Origin of the sequence: Mesorhizobium sp. BAC0120, from assembly GCF_033542235.1 — a bacterium.
Taxonomy (GTDB): domain Bacteria; phylum Pseudomonadota; class Alphaproteobacteria; order Rhizobiales; family Rhizobiaceae; genus JAWRCU01.
Genome location: NZ_JAWRCU010000013.1, coordinates 159,979 through 181,610, shown reverse-complemented (window position 1 = coordinate 181,610; position 21,632 = coordinate 159,979). Strand labels below are relative to the sequence as shown.

Below are 21,632 nucleotides of genomic sequence, written 5' to 3'. Positions count from 1 at the left end.
ACATATTTGTGCGGTATTCGCCCGCGAACTTATTCCCCTATTGCCCTACTCCCATACTTCCCTACTGACTTCATTACCTTGCAATCGCCCGCAAATCGGGCGATTGAATCGGCGTGCACCAGGAGGGATTCGCAATGGCCATTGCCCGGAAGTCAGTTTTTGCCGGTGTCGTCATCGCCCTTGCCGCGCTTGCGGCCTGCCAGACCGCGGGCCCAGGGGGCACGAGCCGGGCGCCGACCGGCGTAGAAGGCGACTGGATGAGCTCCGACGGAGTCGCCACATCGCGCTTTGCCGGCGGGTCATTCAGCACGACCGCCAACGACACCGGAAAGATGCTCGCCCAGGGCTCCTATACCGTGTCGGGAGCAACGATCCAGATCAACGGCACCTCAGTGATCCGCCAGTCGCCGATCGCGTTCAACTGCCTGCTCGCTTCACCCAGGCAACTGAATTGCACCAGCTCGGCGGGCCAGCAATTCACGCTGGTGCGCAGGGCCTGACGACGGGCGAATAGGGAATAGCGAGTAGCGAACAGCGGCCTTCCGCTCGTCCCCGCTATTCCTGCTCGGTTACTTCGTCCCTATTCGCTATTCTCTATTCGCGTTCCCTCTTCGCTCGTTTGCGCTTGCGTCCACGCTTGGCCAATGGAAACATGGCCACGGGGGGATGTTACATCACATTCAACAAGTGGCGCTAAACGCCATACGCAATTGCAAATGGGAGACGAAGACAATGAAGAAGATCGCAGGGGTGACCGCCATCTCAGTGTCGGCGCTCGCCATGTCGGCATCGATGTCCTTTGCCGACTACACGTTGAACATCCTGCATATCAACGACTGGCACAGCCGCATCGAATCGAACAACAAGTTCGAATCGACCTGCTCGGCCGAAGAGGAAGGCAAGGGCGAGTGCTTCGGCGGCGCGGCACGCCTGATCACCGCGCTCAAGCAGGAGCGTGACAGGCTCTCGGGCCAGAACGTGATCTTCCTCGACGCCGGCGACAATTTCCAGGGCTCGCTTTTTTACACGACCTACAAGGGCAAGGCGGAATCCGAATTCCTCAACCAGATGAAGCCGGATGCCATGACACTCGGCAACCACGAGTTCGACGACGGTGAAGATGCGATTGCCCCCTTCCTCGATGTCGCCATGTTCCCGGTCACGACCGCCAATGTGAAGCCGAACGCACAGTCGAAGCTCGGCGACCACGTCAAATCTTCGGTGGTTTTAGAGATCGGGGGGCAGAAGATCGGAATTGTCGGCGGCCTGACCAACGACGTCGTCGACATCGCTTCGCCCGGACCGAACATCACGATCGAAGACGACGTCAAGGCGATAACGGCCGAAGTGGAGAAGCTGAAGGCTGAGGGAGTCAACAAGATCATCGCGCTCACCCATATCGGCTACAATCGCGAGCGCGATGTCATCGCCAAGATCCCGGGCATCGACGTGGTGGTCGGCGGCCACTCCCATTCGCTTCTCTCGAACACCGACCCGAAGGCTGAAGGGCCCTACCCGACCATGGTCGACAACCCGGACGGCTACAAGGTGCCGGTCATCCAGGCCGCCTCGTATTCGAAATATCTCGGCGAGATAAAGGTCGTCTTCGATGACAATGGCGTGGTCAAGGAAGCGACCGGTGCGCCGATCCTGCTCGACAAGTCGATCACGCCCGATCCGGCCGTGCTCGCACGCATCAAGGAGCTCGGCGCGCCGATCGAGGAGCTGAAGGCCAAGGAGGTTTCGGAAACGACCGCGCCGATCGACGGCAGCCGCGACAATTGCCGCGCCCGCGAGTGCGAGATGGGCAACCTCGTTTCGGACGCGGTTCTCGACCGGGTGAAGGGCCAAGGCGTCGAGATCGTCTTCACGAACGGCGGCGGCCTGCGCGCCTCCATTGACCAGGGCGTGGTTACGATGGGCGAAGTGCTGACCGTATTGCCCTTCCAGAATACGGTGGCAACCTTCAAGATCACTGGCAAGGATGTCGTCGACGCACTCGAGAACGGCGTCAGCCAGATCGAGGACGGCGCCGGCCGCTTCGCGCAGGTAGCTGGGCTAAAATATGCCTTCGACAAGTCGCAGCCGGCGGGCAGCCGCGTCAGCGATGTGCAGGTGATGGAGAACGGCGTGTGGACGCCGGTCGATTCGGGCAAGACTTATCTGGCGGCGACGAACAACTATGTGCGCCAGGGCGGCGACGGCTACAAGGTCTTCGCCAGCAACGCCCAGAACGCCTATGACTACGGCCCGGGCCTCGAGCAGGTGGTGGCGGATTACCTCGCCGCGCATCGGCCCTATAAGCCGTATCTGGACGGCCGCATCACCGAGATCGGGACGACCACGGCTCAGGCTGAGACTGCGCCGTCGGCGGAGAGCGCTCCGACAGCCGGCGACGCCGCAAACCCGCCAAAGCCGGACAATGCGGCGCCCGCCACCGCGGCGCCGAATGCCCAGCCGGAAGCGCCCTCAGCCCAGGGCGGTACCGCGACCGAGACCAAGCCAGCCGAAGCGGCGACCACGCCTTCCTCGCATGTGGTCGTCGCCGGGGACACTTACTGGGATCTGGCCGAGACCTATTACAAAAACGGCGCCAAGTGGCACGACATCGCCGATGCCAATCCCGGCGACAAGCCGCGCTTCCTGGGGATCGGCAAGACGTTGAAAATTCCGGCAGCCAAGTAAGCGAATAGCGAGTAGCGAATAGCGAGTAGGGAATCCTATTCGCTGTTTCGCTATTTCGCTATTCGCTACTCGCTCGATCATGCGGCCAGACGTAGCATTGGAATTCGTGGCGCCTGTCACTAGAGAGTAGCCATGAAGGTTCAGGCTGAAATTGCTGACAACGCCGTTGCGGCAGGCTCGCCGCCGGGCGGCCGTCCAGCTGCGGTCCGCGACGGTCGCGTCGGCATATTGCTTCTCAATCTCGGAACGCCGGACGGCACGGACTTCCGGCCGATGTGGCGGTATCTGCGCGAATTCCTCTCCGATCGCCGGGTGGTCGAGACGCCGCGGCTGATCTGGTATCCCATCCTCTACGGAATCGTGCTGACCAGACGGCCACGCAGTTCCGGCGCCAAATACCGGACGATCTGGAACAAGGAGCGCAACGAATCTCCCTTGCTCACGATCACCCGGGCACAGGCGGGCCGGCTCGCCGAGCGCTTCGCCGGCGAACCCAGCATCGCCGTCGAATGGGGCATGCGCTACGGCAATCCATCCACCGAGAGCGCGCTGAAGAAGCTCATCGCTCAGGGATGTGAGCGCGTCCTGATGTTTCCGCTCTACCCGCAATATTCGGCAACGACGACGGCGACGGCCAACGACAAGCTCTACAGCGCGCTGATGAAGATGCGCAGGATGCCTGCAGTGCGCTCGGCACCCGCTTATTACGACGAGCCGGTCTACATCGAAGCGCTCGCCCGTTCGATCGAGAAGCACCTTTCCACGCTCGATTTTGAGCCGGAGGTGATCCTCGCCTCCTATCACGGCCTCCCGGTCTCCTATGCCGAGCGCGGTGACCCCTATCCCGAGCAATGCCTCGCAACGACACGGCTGTTGCAGGCGCGGCTCGGCCTAGACGAGAAGAAGCTGATCACCACCTTCCAGTCGCGCTTCGGCAGGGAGGAATGGCTCCAGCCCTACACCGACAAGACCGTCGAGAAGCTGGCCCAGGACGGTGTGAAGTCGATCGCCGTCGTCAACCCCGGCTTCCCGGCCGATTGCATCGAAACGCTGGAGGAGATCGCCGGCGAGGTGCGGGAGGTCTTCCTTCATGCAGGCGGCAGCAACTTCTCGCATATCCCCTGCCTCAACGACAGCGACGAAGGCATGGACGTGATCGAGACGCTGGTGCGGCGGGAGCTTGCAGGGTGGGTTTAGGGCAGTAGGAAAGCACTCCCGCCCTGTTCCGCGGACAAGGCTTTTCGACAGTTCGCCGCGCTCACAGCATCCCGTTTGCCGATCCGCTACTCGCCCATTTCCTATTGCCTTATTGCCCTATTGCCCTACTGCCCTTATCCCTTCTCATGCTTTAGCGGGAGGGCGATATGGGCTTCACTGCATTCGACCTGGTCATTCCGGCCCTGGTCATCCTTGTGCTTCTGTTTCTCTTCATGGGCATCAAGACGGTGCCCCAGGGTTACAATTATACTGTCGAGCGTTTCGGCCGTTATACGAGGACGCTGGTGCCGGGCCTCAACTTCATCTTTCCTTTCGTCGACCGTGTCGGCGCCAAGATGAACATGATGGAGCAGGTGCTCGATGTGCCGACCCAGGAAGTGATCACGCGCGACAATGCGACGGTCGCGGTCGACGGCGTCGCCTTCTACCAGGTACTGAATGCACCGCAGGCCGCCTATCAGGTCTCCGGCCTCGAGAATGCCATCCTGAACCTCACCATGACCAACATTCGCTCCGTCATGGGCTCGATGGACCTCGATGAGCTGCTTTCCAACCGCGATCAGATCAACGAGCGGCTTTTGAGGATCGTCGACGAGGCGGCGCATGTCTGGGGCATCAAGGTGACCCGCGTCGAGATCAAGGACATCAACCCGCCGAAGGATCTTGTGGATTCGATGGGCCGGCAGATGAAGGCCGAGCGCGACAAACGCGCGCAGATCCTCGAGGCCGAAGGCAAGAAGCAGGCGCAGGTGCTCGAGGCCGAAGGCCGCAAGGAAGCCGCCTTCCGCGACGCCGAAGCGCGCGAACGTCAGGCTGAAGCCGAAGCACGGGCGACGCAGGTTGTCTCCGAGGCGATCGCCAAGGGCGACGTGCAGGCGCTCAACTATTTCGTCGCGCAAAAATACACCGAGGCTCTCACCCGCATCGGCTCCTCGAGCAACAACAAGATCGTGCTGATGCCGCTGGAGGCATCGGCGCTCGTCGGATCGCTGGGCGGCATCGGCGCAATCGCCCGCGAAGTGTTTGGCTCCGATGCGTCCCATTCGCCAGCGCCGCGCCAGAGCGCGATCCGCACGCGCAGCGTGCCTGCCGAGCCGCGCGGTGCAGCCGGCAACATCGGATCCGATGACGGGCCCCAGGCATGATCCAGGGCGTCATCACCGAACTCGGGCCCTGGAGCTGGATCGTCCTCGGCTGTGCACTGCTTGCCATGGAGATCGCAGCGCCGGGGTTCTTCCTGTTGTGGATCGGCATAGCGGCGCTGATCACGGGCGCGCTCTCCCTGATCCCGGGCGCAATCCCGCTCATCCTGTGGGACGCGTCGCTATGGACATGGCAGGTGCAGGTCGTCGTATTCCTCGTTCTCTCGGTCGTCTTCGCCTATGGCGGCAGCCGGCTCATGGGGCCGCGGAAGAATGACTCCGACCAGCCGCTGCTCAACCGCCGCAGCGAGCAACAGATCGGGAAGATTGCGACGCTGACCGAGCCGATCAGGGACGGGCATGGCCGCGTTCGCATCGGCGACACGATCTGGCGCGTGACCGGTCCGGACCTGCCGGCGGGAGCGCAAGTGCGCGTCACGGCAGCGACCGCGGCCGGGCTCGAGTTGGTAGTCGAGGCGGTGAAGGCCGCCTGAGATCAAGCCGCCTTTGTCAGGGTGTCCGAGGGCAGCTGCTCTCTGGCATTAAGGAGCTCGATGCCGACGATACGGCCTTCTTTGTCATAGTCGAAGATAACGTCAGGGGAAACTTCGGCGCTCTCCATGATTTTTGCAGACGAAAGCCTGATATAGGCAGCGTTGTCGTCCGGCCGGTATTTGACTGTTGGGGTCATCATGGCTTGCGCGCATCCCGATCGAAGAATGCAGTCAATATACGGATTTCGTCCGCATTCTCCAGGTCTGGTCATTTGGCCCGGACGGTCTAAGCCGCCCCTAGCCTGAGCAAATCGTGGAAATGCACCACGCCGACCGGCATGTCATCCTCGATGACGATCAGTGCGCTGATGTGATGGTCGTTAAGGAGCGCCATCGCAACGCCTGCAAGCGTCTGCGGCTTCACCGTCTTGGGCTCGCGAGTCATGACGTCCTCAACCGCGAGTTCCGACAGGTTGAGATGGAGGTTACGGGCAAGGTCACCGTCGGTGACGATGCCGGCCAGCCGGCCATCCCCGTCGGTGACGCATACACAGCCGAAGCGCTTCTTGGCGAGCATCATCACTGCTTCCGGCATTTTCGTGCCAAGCGGCACAATGGGCATCTCGTCGCCCCTGTGCATGATCTCGCCGACATGGGTGAGGTTCGCACCGAGCTGGCCGCCAGGGTGAAAAGTGCGGAAGTGATCGGCGGTGAAGCCTCGCGCTTCGAGCAGCGCCACGGCAAGCGCATCGCCGATCGCCAGCTGGAGCAGCGTCGAAGTGGTCGGCGCAAGCCCGTGCGGACACGCCTCCGGCGTGCGCGGCAGGCAGAGCAGGACCTCCGCCTCGCGCGCCAGCGCGGAATTCTCGCCGGCCGTGATGGCGATGATCGGAATGTTGAAACGCCGCGCGTAGGAGACGATGCCCTTGAGCTCGAACGTCTCGCCCGACCAGGACATGGCGATGACGGCGTCGTCGCGGGCGATCATGCCGAGGTCGCCGTGATTGGCTTCCGAAGGATGCACGAAGAAGGCCGGCGTGCCGGTTGACGCCAGCGAGGCGGCAAGCTTGGTGCCGATATGACCGCTCTTTCCGACACCGGTCACGATGACGCGCCCGCGGATGCCCGACAGCAGCTCGACCGCTCTCCCGAACGGCTCGGCAAGCCCGGCATTCAGCGCCTCGGCAAGCGCGGCCATTCCGGTCTGCTCGGTCGCAATGGTGCGCAAAGCGGATGCGATCGCCGCCTGCCTTTCAGCCGATTTCTTGACCCCTCCGGAATGCATGGCGCAAGCGATTAGCACAAGAGATGAGTAGGGCAATAGGGCAGTAAGGCAATAAGGCAGTAGGGGAGTATGGGAAAGGGGCGCACGGAGGCGGGACATTAGGGCGCGAGAAGAAGCTACCTACTGCCCTACTGCCCTACTGCCCTACTGCCCTACTGCCCTACTGCCCTACTGCCCTACTGCCCTACCGCCCTAATCCCTTAACTCGTTCGCCATTCATTAACCATCGCCATTTACGGTCCGGAAAGGATTGGCGCGACGGGCGCGGACGGGTTTTCGAGTGGCGATATCTCAAGTGCGGCCATGGGGGATGAGGCGCACGCCGCGCGGCGTATTCCGCGCAGCGCTCCTCTGTGCGAGCGCGCTCTGCGCGCCGCAGATTGCTTTCGCTCAGGATGCAGGCTCGCTCTTGCGTGGCGAGGTTTCCGAATCCGCGGTCACTAACCAGCTTTTGGGCAGCCCGTTCGACAAGGCAGCGATCGCGCTCGACGGGCAAACGACTGGCGCAACACAAGCCGATACGGGCGTTGCTACAGAGCCATATCGGCCGGCAAGTGGAGGCGCGACGCCCGACCAGGATGCCGACCCTACTGCGTCATTCAGACCGAAATCGATCTTCGCGGACGACCAGGATGGCGGCGAGGCGTCCGGGGCTCGGAAGGCGACGCGAGCGGTTCCGCTGAGCACTGCGCAGGCGCGCGAGGAGGCGCGCAAGAAGTTGAACCAGCCGCAGCAACCAGCCTCCCGACGCCTCGCTGCGGCACGCAAGAAAGGGGCAGCTGGGCTGACGGACGAAAGCAACGATGGAACCGATGCGGTCGACACGACCGGAACAATCCGTGCCCCGACCGTCGACAGCGACAACCAGCTCAGGACCGAGGCCGAGCAGCAGCGGGCCCAAGCGATCGAAGCCCTGAAGAAGAAGCCCGAAGACAATCCTTACGCGCCGGTGGGGATCGAGGTCGGCACCTTCGTCGTCTCGCCGAGCGTCGAAAGCGGACTGACCTGGACCTCGAATGCCAATTCCAGCACCACGGGCGAGCCGGCCCTGCTCTCGGAAACCACGCTCCGCCTGAACGCCATCTCCGAGTGGGGCGGCGACAAGACGAGTTTTGATGCGTTCGGTAATTTTCGCAAGACGATCTCGGGCGAGGAGATCAAAGAGACTCGCGCCGGGCTCGATGCAGCGATGGAGCGCGAGCTCGGCCACGACTGGAAGCTCCTGGCCGCGCTAGGCTACGAGATCGGGCCGGAATCGGCTTCCTCGCCGGTGGTGATCGAGGGCACGCTCGAAGAACCGATCGTGCAGACCTTCAATGGCAGCCTGGGAGCTGAAAAGGATCTCGGCAAAGTCCAGCTCAGGCTGACCGGCAATGTCGAGCGCCAGGTCTACGGCGATGCCGAACTTTCGACCGGAGGAACGGTCTCGCAGGCCGATCGCAATTCGACCCTTGCGGCGCTGGTGCTACGCACCGGCTATGAGATCTCGCCGGCTCTAACCCCCTTCGTCGAACTGGAATATGGCCGCCGTCTTTATGACGAGGAGCCCGACAGCAACGGCTTCGACCGCAACACGACGAGAACCGGAGCCCGTGCCGGCGTCGAGCTCGATCTCGGCGAGAAGTTCAACGGCGAGCTCGCTGCCGGCTGGATCAACGAGGCTCTGCAGGATGACCGGCTGGAGCCGATCTCCGGTCCGACGGTGGCGGCAGCGCTCAATTGGTCGCCGGAGCGCGGCACGCTTGTCGGCCTCAACGCGACGACCACGGTAGAAGGTACGACCACTCCCGATGAGAGCGGCTCGATCCTGTATGCCGGCCTGCTCACCGCCTCGCGCGAGTTGCGCGCCAACCTGACAGGCGGCGTCGCGCTCGGGGCCGGCTATCGGAATTACACCGGCGAGGAAGGCCATGACGTGATCTGGAGCGCCGAGAGCAGCCTCACCTACTGGTTGAACCGCTATGCCGGGCTGACCGGCAAGCTGCGGCACGAGCAGCAGACGAGCACGCTGCCGGACCGCGATTACACGGCGAACAGCGCTTTCCTGGGGCTGAAGCTGCAGCGATAGCAGCCACAATTCGGCGCCCCCAAGGTTGTCATCAGCTCATCGGCAATTAGACTGCTTTCAGCCGCAAATGCCGGTCTCGCGGCGAGCGAGCCTAGAGCGTGCTCGATGGCTCTGGTGAGACGCGCCCGCCGAGCCGTCTCGTTCGAACGTTGCTCTGAACTCTACGTCACACGCAAACCGATTACCTCTAGTTACCGTAACGTACTTCGATTCTTCGGCTCAAACGTCCAATCTGCAGGTGGCGGACCGATCGGGAAGAACTGACCAGAGGAGGCCGGCCTGATGTCGAAGCTGCGACAGGCTGCGATGAGAATGTCGCTTGCTGCATTAGGGCTCGCGATCGCCTGCGGTCAGGCGCTTGCCGCGGACCTGCTGATTGCCATGCCCAACTGGCCATCGGGTCAGGCAGCCGCCAACATCATCAAATACAGCATTCAGGAGAAGTTCCATCTCGACGTCGAGGTGCGCGAAATGGGCACTTTGATCGCGTTCGCCGGGCTCGATTCCGGCGAGGTCGATATCGTTCCCGAGGTCTGGCTCCCGAATTTCGATTCGCTCGTCAAGAAGTATGTGGATGAGCGCAAGACCGTACGGCTCAGCCCCAGGGGCGTGCAGGCAACCCAAGGTATCTGCGTCACGCGCGAGACGGCCGATAAGTATGGCGTCAGGGATATTTTGGACCTGACCGATCCCAAGAAGTCAGCTGTCTTCGATACCGATGGAGATGGCAAGGGCGAGATTTGGATCGGCGCTCAGACCTGGACCTCGACCGACATCGAGAAGATTCGGGCCAAGAGCTACGGCTATGCCAAAACGATGACGCTCCTTCAAATGCCCGAGGACGTCGCTATGGCGGCAGTGGATTCAGCCGTGGCCACCGGCCAGCCAATCGTCTTCTACTGCTACACCCCGCACCATGTTTTCCAGCTTCATGACATTGTGCAATTGACGGAACCCAAGCACGATCCCGCCAAATGGAAAGTCGTGCTGCCGAGTGACGACCCGCAGTGGCTGTCGAAATCCGACGCGCCGGTCGCATGGGACGCATCGCATTTCAGCATAGGATTTGGATCCGCAATGGCGGACCGTCTGCCGAAAGTGGCAGCCTTTCTCTCCAACATCGATTTTACGCCCGAGGAGATCACCCAGATGTCCTATGCGCTGCAGGTCGACCGTCAGGATCCGGCCAAGTTCGCCCAGGACTGGATTGCCAAGCACGAGGACAGGCTAAGAGCCTGGTCGAAGTAGGAGAGGGAGAGCGACCATGATCTTTTCGCTCAGACGCCGGTCCGTCGCTCCGGGGCGCGATGACCGTCCAGTCGCGGGCCGTGGCGCGATTTCTAGCGTTTGCGCTGTAATTGTCGCTATCGCAATTGGCGCGACCGCCTTTGCCGCCGGAACGCAGATCTTCGATCCCAAGACGCGAAAATGGGTCGACTACGACAAGACCAAGGCGTGGAAATACTATTCTGTTCACAAGCAGGTCCCGGAAGCATTTCGCCCCCAGATCGTCCAGTTCCGGACTGCCGAAGTGCCGGGCACGATCATCATCGATGGCAACCAGCACTTCCTCTATCTCGTCATGCCCGGCAAGCAGGCCATGCGCTATGGCATCGGCGTTGGTCGTGACGGTTTCGGCTGGGCCGGTATCGTGCGGATCGGTCGCATGGCCGAATGGCCCACCTGGACGCCACCGGCGGAGATGGTGGCTCGCGACCCCAAGGCGGTTCCCTTTGCCGCCGGCATGGAGGGAGGTCCCAACAACCCGCTCGGCGCAAGGGCGCTGTATCTTTACGAGGGCGACAACGACACGATCTACCGCATCCACGGCACGCCGGAGCCATGGACGATCGGGTTGGATGTTTCGTCCGGCTGCATCCGCATGAACAATGACGACATCATGGACCTGTATGACAGGGTGAAAGTCGGGGCGAAGGTCATTGTGCTCATGCAGGGGGCCGCCCTCTACAAGGGCGTTTGACGACCGCATTCATGTAGGAGGGACAGACATGTCAGCAGTCGGAGTTCGCGCGCCGCAAATTTCAGTTTCGGCCGCAGTTGCGAGTGTCTTGCTCATCGCAAGCTGTGTTGCCGCCCCCACGCCGGATCAGATGTCCAGGACCAAGGTCGAGACCGCGCCGGCCGACCTGCAACTGATCTGCGCCAGCGCAGCGGCCAAGAACAGCGGGGTCGACAGCAGCAAGGTTCTTCCGGTCAGCTCGAGCCGTGTCGATCCAAAGACATTCCAGGTCGATCTCGATATGGGCGGAAAGAAATGGCGCTGTCTCGTCGATGACCAGGGCAATGTGCAATCGGTCCAGCCGGCCTGACGTGGCGCATTGCGGCCGGCGCTCCTCCCCCGTTTAGGTGCCCGGCACGGAGATGAGAAGCAGCGTCAAGCTGAAAACGGAAGCGCCTAAATCGACCGACGCCCGGATAAATACGGGTTGCCGCTCTATCCGTCAGTTTTTGCCGCATTTGTGCAACGCCAAGTGATTCCACTTGGCTGCAAAATATTCTAGCGCGATTTCCTCCCGCGCTCAGCCGGCGTCAGATCCGCAAACAGCGTATCGACCAGATCCACCATCCGCTCGTGCATGTCCGATCGCCAGAGCGCGAAAGCGATGTTCGCTTCGACGAAGCCCTCGGGCGAGCCACAGTCGAAAGTGCGGCCTTGGAAATGATAGCCGTGGAAAGGCTGCCTTTTGAGCAGCTTCAGCATGGCGTCGGTGAGCTGGATCTCGTTCCCGGCGCCGCGCTCCTGGCCCTCCAGTATGGAGAAGATTTCGGGCTGCAGGATGTAGCGCCCGTTGATGTAGTGGTTCGAGGGCTCGGTGCCCCGCTTCGGCTTCTCGACCATTGCCGTGATCTCGAAACCGGAATGGACAGTCTCGCCTTTGCCGACGATGCCGTATTTGTGTGCGTCCGCGGGATCGCATTCCTGCACCGCGATGACGTTCCCGCCGGTCCTCTCGTAGAGCTCCACCATCTCCTTCATGCAGCCGGTCTCCGACTGCATGATCATGTCGGGCAAAAGCAGCGCGAATGGCTCGTCGCCGACGAGCTCGCGCGCGCACCACACGGCGTGCCCGAGACCGAGCGGCGTCTGCTGGCGCGTGAAGCTGGTCTGTCCCGGCGCCGGCTGCAGTCGCTGAAGGTGCGCAAGCTGATCATCCTTCCCGCGCTGCGCCAACGTGTCATAAAGTTCGAACTGCACATCGAAATAATCTTCGATGACCGCCTTGTTGCGGCCGGTGACGAAGATGAAATGTTCTATTCCTGCCTCGCGCGCCTCATCGACCACATACTGGATCACCGGCTTGTCGACGACGGTAAGCATCTCCTTGGGGATAGCCTTGGTAGCAGGCAGAAAGCGCGTGCCGAGACCTGCGACCGGAAACACGGCCTTGCGGACCTTCTTCATATTGGATGCCCCTCAGCGGAAATATGAAAGTCTCATCAGCAAAAAGTGACATTTTCACGCCGAAATCGCGGAGTACCAGATCATTCCGGGTGCGTCTACGGCATGTTTTTGCCGGCATTGAAGGCGCCTACCCGTTCTATGGTAAACCAATTGCTTACCGCGTTCGCCCATGATTGCTCTTTCGTGATTGCTACATGGAGGGAACTGATGCCCATTCGCAAGTGCCTGCGGGGACTTCTCGGATTGGTCGCGGCCGCAGCCTTCGGCCTTGCCATTCTTCAATCGACCGGAACGGCCATGGCCGATGCCGGCTTCCAGCGCTGGGTCGCAGGCTTCCGCGCGACGGCGATGCAGAGCGGCATCTCCAGCGCGACCTTCGACCGCGCCTTTCGTGGTGTGACGGACCCGGATCCAGAGGTGCTGGAGAAGGCAGCCAAGCAGGCTGAGTTCATCGCGCCGGCATGGGATTATTTCGATAATCGCGTGCAGGAACAGTCTATCGCCACTGGCCGCGCCATGGCACGCAAATACAAACTGTGGCTCGACAGGATAGAGACGCAATTCGGTGTCGACCGCAATGTCCTGCTCGCCATCTGGTCGATGGAATCGAACTATGGCGAGATCCTCAAGGACAAGAAGGTGATGCGCAATGTCGTGCGCTCGCTGTCGACCCTCGCCTATGGCGACGCGCGGCGCGCCAAATATGCCAGAACCCAGCTGATCGCCGCGTTGAAGATACTGCAGCGGGGCGACATTGACGAAAGCCATCTCACCGGCTCCTGGGCCGGGGCTATGGGCCACACGCAGTTTATCCCGACCAGCTACGAGGCCTACGCGGTCGACATGGACGGCGACGGCCGGCGCGATATCTGGGGGTCGGTGCCCGACGCGCTCGCCACTGCCGCCAACCTGTTGCGCAAGAACGGCTGGCAGAGCGGCAGAACCTGGGGGTACGAAGTCACCCTCCCCGATGGGCGGAAGTTCCCGGGTGGCTCGGTGTCGCTGTCGAAATGGCAGGAACTGGGCGTGACGCGAGCCAGCGGCAAGCCGTTCCGGAACGGAAGCGACAAGGCCGAGTTGAAGGTACCGGACGGCCGCTCCGGCCCAGCCTTCCTGATGACCAAGAACTTCCGCGTGATCAAGGCTTACAACAACTCCGACAAATATGCCCTGGCGGTTGGCCTGCTCGCGGACCAGATTGCCGGCTATGGCGGCCTCGTCAACGACTGGAACCGGCCCTTCACCAAACTTAGTTTCGAGGAGAAGCAGGAGTTGCAGCAACGGCTGACGACTCTCGGCTATTATGACGGTAAGGTCGATGGCAGGATCGGCGAAGGATCCAAGGCGGCGATCCGAGCCTTCCAGGCGCAGGCAGGCTTGAATGAGGATGGCCACCCAAGTCTGGAGGTGTTGTCGACCTTGCGGAAGAAGAACCGGTAAGAGCTCGAGGCAGGAGTTGCGAGTGGGCGTGCTGAGTGGCATCGGGGGGCGCTGGACACGAAAGCGGGCCAGCCTTGCGCTGACGCTCCTCACTTGTGCTCTCGGCCTGCTCGCACTCTCCTTGCCGACTGTCGCGCAGGAAGAAATTCCGTATCGCTATCGCCCGCCCAATCTTCTCGAAAGGATATTCGGCAGGGAGGAGCCGCCGGTAAACATTCAGAGGCAACCGGTCAGGCCCAGAAGACCGCTCCTCGAAAGATTGTTCGGCGGCGGTACAGAAGAGCCGCCGCCGGCCGTCATACAAAGGGCTCCCAGCAGCAAGGCGAAGACGCGCAGATCGACGATGGGCGAGGTCGTGCGCGTCGAGGAGCCGGAGGCCCTTCCGAAGGCCGATGCGGCACGCACCGTCCTGGTGGTCGGCGACTTCATGGCAAGCGGCCTGTCGGAAGGCCTTCTCAGCGCCTATTCGCAGAATCCGAACATCAAGATCATCGAACGCAGCAACGGCTCTTCCGGCCTCGTGCGGAACGAGTTCTACAACTGGCCGAACGAGATCAAGACGCTGCTCGACACGGAGAAGCCGGCCGCGGTCGTCATCATGCTTGGCGCGAACGACCGCCAGCAATTGAAGGTCGCAGATACGCGCGAGCCGCCGCTCAGCGACAGCTGGATCAAGGAATACCAGGCACGGACGGATGCGCTTGTGGGCGTGCTCAAGGAGCGCAAGGTACCTTTTGCCTGGGTTGGCATGCCGGCGTTCAAATCACCCAAGGTCTCATCCGACCTCCTCGCCTTCAACGACATCTATCGGAAATCCGCGGAACAGGCGGGCGGCGTTTTTGTCGACGTATGGGATGGTTTCGTCGACGAGAACGGCGCCTTCATCATGAACGGTCCCGATATGAACGGCCAGGCGGTGAGGCTGCGCGGGCCGGACGGCGTCAGCCTGTCGAAAGCCGGAAAGCGCAAGCTGGCCTTTTTTGTCGAGAAGCCGCTCAACAAGCTCTTGGGGAATGAGGCGGCGACTCCGGGCCTGGCGAGCCCTCAAAGCGTGGGACCGGCGGCACCGGCCAATATCAATGTCGACCGCACAGCGCCGATGGCGATCGACGATCCTGAGATCGATGGTGGCCAGGTGCTGCTCGGCTCGAAACCCGAGCCCAAGGTCGAGACAAGAACTGTCGCCGAGAAGCTCGTCGTCGAGGGCATCGCCTCGGCCGCCGCCCCCGGGCGCGCCGACGATTTCGGAGGCGCAGCACCGGCTGCCGCTAGCGCATCAGCTCCAGCGGCAGTTGCTGCTGGGGTAAGGGAATAGGGCAATAAGGCAATAGGGCAGTAGGGGGAGGAAAAGCTATTGCCCTATTGCCCTATTGCCCTATTGCCCAATTGCCCTATTCCCTTACTCCCCTACCCCCTCATCATCTCGGCAACACCGTCGACCCCATCAGGTAGTCGTCGATAGAAGCCGCCGCCTGCCTGCCCTCGCGGATCGCCCATACGACCAGCGACTGGCCACGGCGGACGTCGCCGGCGGCAAACAGCCTGTCGAGGCTCGTCCTATAGTCGCGGTCATTGGCTTCGACATTGGTCGAGTGGCGGGCGTCCACCACGGTCTTCAGTCGCTCGCCCAGCTCACCGATCACGCCTTCCTTGCGCGGACCAGCGAACCCGATTGCGATGAAAGCGAGATCGGCGCGGATCACGAATTCGGTCCCGGGCACCGGCTTGCGCTTGTCGTCGACCTCACAGCAGCGGACGCCGACCAGCACGCCCTCTTCGCCGATGAACTCCAGCGTCGCGACCTGGAACTCGCGTTCGGCGCCCTCGGCCTGCGAGGAAGACGTGCGCATCTTGGTCGCCCAGTAAGGCCACACCGTCAGCTTGTCTTCCCTTTCCGGCGGCTGCGGCCGAATGTCGAGCTGTGTGACGCGCACCGCACCCTGGCGGAAGGCCGTGCCGATGCAGTCGGATGCCGTGTCGCCGCCGCCGACCACCACCACATGCTTGCCGCCGGCAAGAATGGGCTCCGACGGCCATGCGGCGGACTGGATATCCTCGCCGCCGACGCGCTTGTTCTGCTGCACCAGGTAGGGCATAGCATCATGGACGCCTTGCAGCTCGGTGCCGGGAATGCCGGCCGGGCGCGGCAGCTCGGAGCCGCCGCAGTAGAGCACCGCGTCGAACTCGGACAGCAACTCGTCGACCTTCTTGTCGACGCCGACATTGACCCCGCAATGGAATGTCACGCCTTCGCCGCGCATCTGATCGGCGCGGCGGTCGATGTAATGCTTCTCGATCTTGAAATCGGGGATGCCGAAGCGCATCAGCCCGCCCGGCCGGCTCTCGCGCTCAAAGACATGAACGTCGTGACCGGCGCGGCCGAGCTGTTGCGCCGCAGCCATGCCCGCCGGGCCCGAGCCGATGATCGCAACCCTCTTGCCGGTCTTCTTCTCCGGCGGATGTGGCCGGATCTGGCCGGTCTCATAGGCCTTGTCCGCGATCGCCTGCTCGATCGTCTTGATGGCGACGGGGATGTCCTCGAGGTTCAGCGTGCACGCTTCTTCGCAGGGCGCCGGGCAGATGCGACCGGTCCAATCCGGAAAGTTGTTCGTGGAGTGCAGGTTGCGGATCGCGCTTTCCCAGTCGCCGTTATAGACGAGGTCGTTCCAGTCCGGAATCTGGTTGTGGACCGGGCAGCCGGTCGGCCCGTGGCAATACGGGATGCCGCAATCCATGCATCGGGCAGCCTGCTTCTCGACCTCTTTGTCCGACATCGGCAGCGTGAATTCGCGAAAGTGCCTGATGCGATCCGATGCAGGCTCATATTTTTGAACCTGCCGGTCGATCTCGAGGAAGCCCGTTACCTTGCCCATAGTTTCGTTCCTGTGGCTGCCCGAGCGGATCTGCCGCCGAAGCCAATTAACGTCATCCAACTGTGCTGACAACGCGTCGCGTTGAACCGAGCCGAGAGCCCGGCCAACCCGCCGCGAGGTGCCGCGCGGCGGTTTTTTTACTCCGCCGCCATGCTCATGCGCATACGTTCCATCTCGACCAGCGCGCGGCGGTATTCGACCGGCATCACCTTCCGGAATTTCGGCCGATAGGTCGTCCAGTTGTCGAGGATCGTCTTGGCTCGTGTCGAGCCCGTATAGTGGAGATGGTTGGAGATGAGCTGCACCAGCCGTTCCTCATCGTGGCGTGTCATATCGCCGGAGACGTCGACGCGGCCCTTGTGAGCTATGTCCCCGCCATGATGGTGCAGCTTCTCGAGCAGGTAGTCCTCTTCCGGCACCGGCTCGAGCTCGACCATGGCCATGTTGCAGCGCTCGGCAAAATCACCGTCCTCGTCGAGCACGTAGGCGACGCCGCCTGACATGCCGGCCGCGAAGTTGCGGCCGGTGCGCCCGATGACGACCACGACGCCGCCTGTCATGTACTCGCAGCCGTGGTCGCCGACGCCTTCGACGACGGCAGCGGCGCCCGAGTTGCGGACGGCAAATCGTTCGCCGGCCACGCCGCGGAAATAACACTCGCCTTCGATAGCCCCGTAGAGCACCGTGTTGCCGACGATGATGGACTCTTCAGGCACGATGCCCGCTTTCTCCGGAGGGCGGATCACGATACGGCCGCCTGACAGGCCCTTGCCGACATAATCATTACCGTCACCGATCAGCTCGAAGGAGATGCCACGCGACAGGAAGGCGCCGAAGGACTGACCGGCGGTGCCGGTGAGCGTCACCTGGATCGTGTCTTCCTTCAGCCCCTTGTGCTTGTAGCGCTTCACCACCTCGCCTGAGAGCATGGCGCCGGCCGTGCGGTCGACGTTGCGGATCGGCAGGGAAATCCTGACCGGCAGCTTCGATTCGAGCGCAGGCTTGGCTTGCTCGATCAGCTTACGGTCGAGCACCTCATCGATCGGGTGCTTCTGCCGGCTGGTGTTGCGGATTTCGTCTCTCGGCGCCTCCGGCTTGAAGAAGACGCGGCTGAAGTCGAGCCCCTTCGCCTTCCAGTGCTCGATCACTGGCCGTTTCTCGAGCAGGTCGGACTGGCCGATGATTTCGTCGAGCTTGCGGTAGCCCATGGCGGCGATGAGCTCGCGCACCTCCTCGGCAACGAAGAAGAAGAAGTTGATGACATGCTCGGGCGTGCCCTTGAAGCGCTTCCTGAGCACCGGGTCCTGGGTGGCGATGCCGACGGGACAGGTGTTCAGATGGCATTTGCGCATCATGAGGCAGCCCGCCGAGATGAGCGGCGCTGTCGAGAAACCGAATTCGTCGGCCCCGAGCAGCGCCCCGACGATCACGTCCCGCCCCGTGCGCAGGCCGCCATCGACCTGCAGCGCGACACGCGAGCGCAGTCCGTTGAGCACCAGCGTCTGGTGGGTCTCTGCAAGCCCCATCTCCCAGGGCGAACCGGCATGTTTGAGCGAAGTGAGCGGCGAAGCGCCCGTGCCGCCGTCATAGCCGGCAATCGTGATGTGGTCGGCGCGCGCCTTGGCGACACCGGCCGCCACGGTGCCGACACCCACCTCCGAGACCAGCTTCACCGAGACGTCGCCCTCGGGATTGACGTTCTTCAGATCGAAGATGAGCTGCGCCAGATCCTCGATCGAATAGATATCATGATGCGGCGGCGGCGAGATCAGCCCAACGCCCGGCGTCGAATGCCGAACCTTGGCGATGGTCGCGTCGACCTTGTGGCCGGGCAGCTGCCCGCCCTCGCCCGGCTTTGCGCCCTGCGCGACCTTGATCTGCATGACGTCGGAATTGACGAGATATTCGGTGGAGACACCGAAGCGGCCGGACGCAACCTGCTTGATGGCGGAGCGCTCCGGATTCTTCCCGCCCCCCGGGAGCGGCAGGTAGCGGTCAGGCTCCTCGCCGCCCTCGCCCGTGTTCGACTTGCCCCCGATCGCGTTCATGGCGCGGGCCAGCGTGGTGTGCGCCTCACGGCTGATGGAGCCGAACGACATCGCGCCGGTCGAGAAGCGCTTGACGATCTCTGCCGCCGGCTCGACCTCCTCGATCGGCACTGGCTTGCGGCCAGTGGCCTCGGCGAGCTTGATCTCGAACAAGCCGCGAATGGTCTTGGCCTGCGCGCTGGCGCTGTCGATCTGGGCGGAGAACTCCTTGAAGGTCGACCAGGAACCCTTGCGGACGGCATGCTGCAGGGTGGCGACCGCATCCGGCGACCACATATGCGCCTCGCCGCGCATGCGGAACATATATTCGCCGCCCACCTCGAGCGAATTGCGCAATACCGGATCTTCGCCGAAGGCGGCGGCATGCCGGAGAACGGTTTCGGCCGATATCTCGTCCAGCCCGACGCCCTCGATCGTGGTCGCGGTACCGGTGAAATATTTCTCCACGAAATCCGACCTCAGTCCGACTGCGTCGAATATCTGCGCGCCGCAATAGGACTGGTAGGTCGAGATGCCCATCTTGGACATGACCTTGAGGATGCCTTTGCCGATCGACTTGATGTAGCGCGCGACAACCTCGTATGCGTCGACCTCCGGCGGCAGCTCGCCGCGGCGATGCATCTCGAGCAGCGTGTCGAAGGCGAGATAAGGATTGATCGCCTCGGCCCCGTAGCCGGCAAGGCAGCAGAAATGGTGCACCTCCCGCGGCTCGCCGGACTCCACGACGAGGCCGACCGAGGTCCTGAGGCCCTTGCGGATCAGGTGATGATGCACAGCAGCCGTCGCCAACAGCACAGGTATGGCGATGCGGTCCGGACCAACCTGGCGATCGGACAGGATGATGATGTTGTAGCCGCCGGCAACCGCAGCCTCGGCACGCTCGCACAAGCGCTCCAATGCACCCGGCATGCCTGCCGCACCCTCGGTCGCCGAGTAGGTGATGTCGATCGTCTTGGTATCGAACCGGTCCTCGGTATGGCCGATCGAGCGGATTTTCTCGAGATCGCCATTGGTAAGGATCGGCTGGCGCACCTCGAGCCGCTTCTTGCGCGACGTCCCGACGAGGTCAAAGATATTCGGCCGAGGCCCGATGAACGATACGAGGCTCATCACCAGTTCCTCGCGGATCGGATCGATCGGCGGATTGGTCACCTGCGCGAAGTTCTGCTTGAAATAGGTGTAGAGCAGCTTCGACTTGTCCGACATCGCCGAGATCGGCGTGTCGGTGCCCATCGAACCCACGGCCTCCTGGCCGGTCGTGGCCATCGGCGACATGAGAAGCTTGGTGTCCTCCTGTGTGTAGCCGAAGGCCTGCTGGCGGTCCAGCAGCGACACGTCCTTGCGCAGGGCGCGCGGCTCCACCGGCTTCAGCTCCTCCAGAATGAGCTGCGTGTTGGCGAGCCACTGCCGATAGGGATGCCTGCTGGAAACCTCGGCCTTGATCTCTTCGTCGGAAATGATGCGGCCCTTGACGAGGTCGACGAGCAGCATCTTGCCCGGCTGCAGACGCCACTTCCTGACGATCTTCTCCTCGGGGATGGGCAGCACGCCGGCTTCCGACGCCATGATGACGCGGTCGTCGTCGGTGACAATGTAGCGGGCGGGCCGGAGCCCGTTGCGGTCGAGCGTGGCGCCGATCTGGCGGCCGTCGGTGAAGGCGATCGCCGCGGGTCCATCCCACGGCTCCATGAGAGCTGCGTGATATTCGTAGAAGGCCTTGCGGGCCGGATCCATCTGCTTGTTGCCGGCCCAGGCCTCCGGGATCAGCATCATCATCGCATGCGCCAGCGTGTAGCCGCCCTGGAACAGGAACTCGAGCGCATTGTCGAAGCACGCCGTGTCCGACTGGCCTTCATAGGAGATCGGCCACAGCTTCGAGATGTTGTTCCCGAACAGCTCAGAATCGACCGAGGCTTGCCGAGCGGCCATCCAGTTGTTGTTGCCGCGTACCGTGTTGATCTCGCCGTTGTGGGCGACCATGCGGTAGGGGTGCGCCAGCTTCCAGGACGGGAACGTGTTGGTGGAGAAGCGCTGGTGGACGAGGATCAGCGCGGTCTCGAAATCCGGGTCCAGGAGATCCTGGTAATAGGCGCCCACCTGATAGGCGAGAAACATGCCCTTATAGACGATAGTGCGCGCCGACAGCGACACGCAATAGGCGCCGATGTCCTTGTTGTCGTTCTCGGCATAGATACGGCCGGATATGACCTTGCGCAGCAGGTAGAGTCGCGCCTCGTATTCCTCGTCATCGGGAATATCGGGCGTGCGGTCGACGAACACCTGGCGATGGAAGGGCTCGGCCGCCACGATCTCCGGGGCCTTGGAGAGGGAGGAGTTGTCGACGGGCACGTCCCGGAAACCGAGGATGGGTAAACCCTCGGACTGTGCCGACTCGCGGATGATGTCGTCGATATGGGCGCGCAGCGCAGGGTCCTGCGGCATGAACCAGTGGCCGACGCCGTACTGGCCGGGCGGCGGAAGCTCGATGCCCTGCTTTGCCATCTCCTTGCGGAAGAACTTGTCGGGGATCTGCACCAGCACGCCGGCGCCGTCGCCGACCAGAGGGTCGGCGCCGACCGCACCGCGATGTGTGAGGTTCCTGAGCATCGCCAGCCCGTCCTCGACGATGCCGTGCGACTTGACACCCTTCATCTGGGCAATGAAGCCGACACCGCAGGAATCGTGCTCGTTGCGCGGATCGTAGAGGCCGGCTCGGACAGCAGCGTCGCGGGCAGAAACGGTTTTGACGACGGTCGCCGCTTTGGTCTGCGCGGCGAGCTCGAGCCCGGTCGTCACAGAAGGCGTCTGTTCCGTCATCGTCCTTCCTCCGTCCTGCTTTGGCGCGGTCACCTCCTATGAGGCTCCGATGCCCTGGTATGAGGGGGCCCTGGTCTGCGGGCCGGCAAAGGCCGGACCTAGCGTAACCATACGCCAAATCCAGCCTGCTTGCTTCGT

16 protein-coding genes are annotated in these 21,632 nt (G+C 62.6%); 11 read left to right on the top strand and 5 right to left on the bottom strand.

Annotated features, from left to right (window positions below; all coding sequences use genetic code 11):
- Positions 1–134 precede the first annotated feature (134 nt).
- The 5 genes from SAZ10_RS25200 to SAZ10_RS25180 all read left to right on the top strand — a co-directional run bounded on the left by SAZ10_RS25200 (position 135) and on the right by SAZ10_RS25180 (position 5,539).
- Positions 135–500, top strand: coding sequence for a hypothetical protein (locus SAZ10_RS25200; protein WP_318612147.1), 366 nt, complete (start codon positions 135–137; stop codon positions 498–500).
- A gap of 232 nt (positions 501–732) precedes the next feature.
- The gene (locus tag SAZ10_RS25195; protein ID WP_318612146.1) at positions 733–2,685 is read left to right on the top strand and encodes a 5'-nucleotidase C-terminal domain-containing protein; all 1,953 of its coding nucleotides are present in this window, start codon (positions 733–735) and stop codon (positions 2,683–2,685) included.
- A gap of 132 nt (positions 2,686–2,817) precedes the next feature.
- Complete coding sequence (gene hemH / locus SAZ10_RS25190) at positions 2,818–3,882, top strand: ferrochelatase (RefSeq protein ID WP_318612145.1); 1,065 nt, start codon at positions 2,818–2,820, stop codon at positions 3,880–3,882.
- Positions 3,883–4,049: 167 nt separating this feature from the next.
- Positions 4,050–5,048 carry an SPFH domain-containing protein gene (locus SAZ10_RS25185; RefSeq protein WP_318612144.1) on the top strand — a complete coding sequence of 333 codons (999 nt, stop codon included), beginning with the start codon at positions 4,050–4,052 and terminating at the stop codon, positions 5,046–5,048.
- A complete protein-coding gene (locus SAZ10_RS25180; protein WP_318612143.1) occupies positions 5,045–5,539 on the top strand; it encodes an NfeD family protein in 495 nt (164 codons plus the stop codon). The genes SAZ10_RS25185 and SAZ10_RS25180 overlap by 4 nt, the downstream gene beginning before the upstream one ends.
- Before the next feature lie 2 nt (positions 5,540–5,541).
- Here the strand turns inward: SAZ10_RS25180 and SAZ10_RS25175 are convergent, their stop codons facing one another.
- Positions 5,542–5,739, bottom strand: coding sequence for a DUF2283 domain-containing protein (locus SAZ10_RS25175; protein ID WP_318612142.1), 198 nt, complete (start codon positions 5,737–5,739; stop codon positions 5,542–5,544).
- An 86-nt stretch (positions 5,740–5,825) separates the two neighbouring features.
- On the bottom strand, positions 5,826–6,824 hold the full coding sequence (locus tag SAZ10_RS25170) for a KpsF/GutQ family sugar-phosphate isomerase (protein ID WP_318612141.1): 999 nt from the start codon (positions 6,822–6,824) through the stop codon (positions 5,826–5,828).
- A gap of 310 nt (positions 6,825–7,134) precedes the next feature.
- Here SAZ10_RS25170 and SAZ10_RS25165 point away from each other — a divergent pair, with 310 nt between their 5' ends.
- The 4 genes from SAZ10_RS25165 to SAZ10_RS25150 all read left to right on the top strand — a co-directional run bounded on the left by SAZ10_RS25165 (position 7,135) and on the right by SAZ10_RS25150 (position 11,222).
- Positions 7,135–8,892 (top strand): outer membrane beta-barrel protein, encoded by a 1,758-nt coding sequence (locus SAZ10_RS25165; protein WP_318612140.1) that lies wholly within the window; start codon positions 7,135–7,137, stop codon positions 8,890–8,892.
- A gap of 282 nt (positions 8,893–9,174) precedes the next feature.
- Entirely contained in the window at positions 9,175–10,140 is a 966-nt protein-coding gene (locus tag SAZ10_RS25160) for a glycine betaine ABC transporter substrate-binding protein (RefSeq protein WP_318612139.1), read from the top strand.
- 16 nt (positions 10,141–10,156) lie between these two features.
- The gene (locus SAZ10_RS25155; protein ID WP_318612138.1) at positions 10,157–10,873 is read left to right on the top strand and encodes a L,D-transpeptidase; all 717 of its coding nucleotides are present in this window, start codon (positions 10,157–10,159) and stop codon (positions 10,871–10,873) included.
- 28 nt (positions 10,874–10,901) lie between these two features.
- The gene (locus SAZ10_RS25150) at positions 10,902–11,222 is read left to right on the top strand and encodes a hypothetical protein (protein WP_318612137.1); all 321 of its coding nucleotides are present in this window, start codon (positions 10,902–10,904) and stop codon (positions 11,220–11,222) included.
- Positions 11,223–11,410: 188 nt separating this feature from the next.
- On the opposite strand, the gene galU is transcribed toward SAZ10_RS25150, so the two are convergent.
- The gene (galU, locus tag SAZ10_RS25145) at positions 11,411–12,316 is read right to left on the bottom strand and encodes a UTP--glucose-1-phosphate uridylyltransferase GalU (RefSeq protein ID WP_318612136.1); all 906 of its coding nucleotides are present in this window, start codon (positions 12,314–12,316) and stop codon (positions 11,411–11,413) included.
- A 207-nt stretch (positions 12,317–12,523) separates the two neighbouring features.
- Here galU and SAZ10_RS25140 point away from each other — a divergent pair, with 207 nt between their 5' ends.
- Positions 12,524–13,756: a lytic murein transglycosylase gene (locus tag SAZ10_RS25140; RefSeq protein ID WP_318612135.1), complete on the top strand. Its 1,233-nt coding sequence runs from the start codon at positions 12,524–12,526 to the stop codon at positions 13,754–13,756.
- 22 nt (positions 13,757–13,778) lie between these two features.
- Positions 13,779–15,071: a DUF459 domain-containing protein gene (locus SAZ10_RS25135; protein ID WP_318612134.1), complete on the top strand. Its 1,293-nt coding sequence runs from the start codon at positions 13,779–13,781 to the stop codon at positions 15,069–15,071.
- A gap of 103 nt (positions 15,072–15,174) precedes the next feature.
- On the opposite strand, the gene SAZ10_RS25130 is transcribed toward SAZ10_RS25135, so the two are convergent.
- On the bottom strand, positions 15,175–16,629 hold the full coding sequence (locus tag SAZ10_RS25130) for a glutamate synthase subunit beta (protein ID WP_318612133.1): 1,455 nt from the start codon (positions 16,627–16,629) through the stop codon (positions 15,175–15,177).
- 137 nt (positions 16,630–16,766) lie between these two features.
- Positions 16,767–21,494: a glutamate synthase large subunit gene (gene gltB / locus SAZ10_RS25125; RefSeq protein ID WP_318612132.1), complete on the bottom strand. Its 4,728-nt coding sequence runs from the start codon at positions 21,492–21,494 to the stop codon at positions 16,767–16,769.
- Between the last annotated feature and the right edge of the window lie 138 nt (positions 21,495–21,632).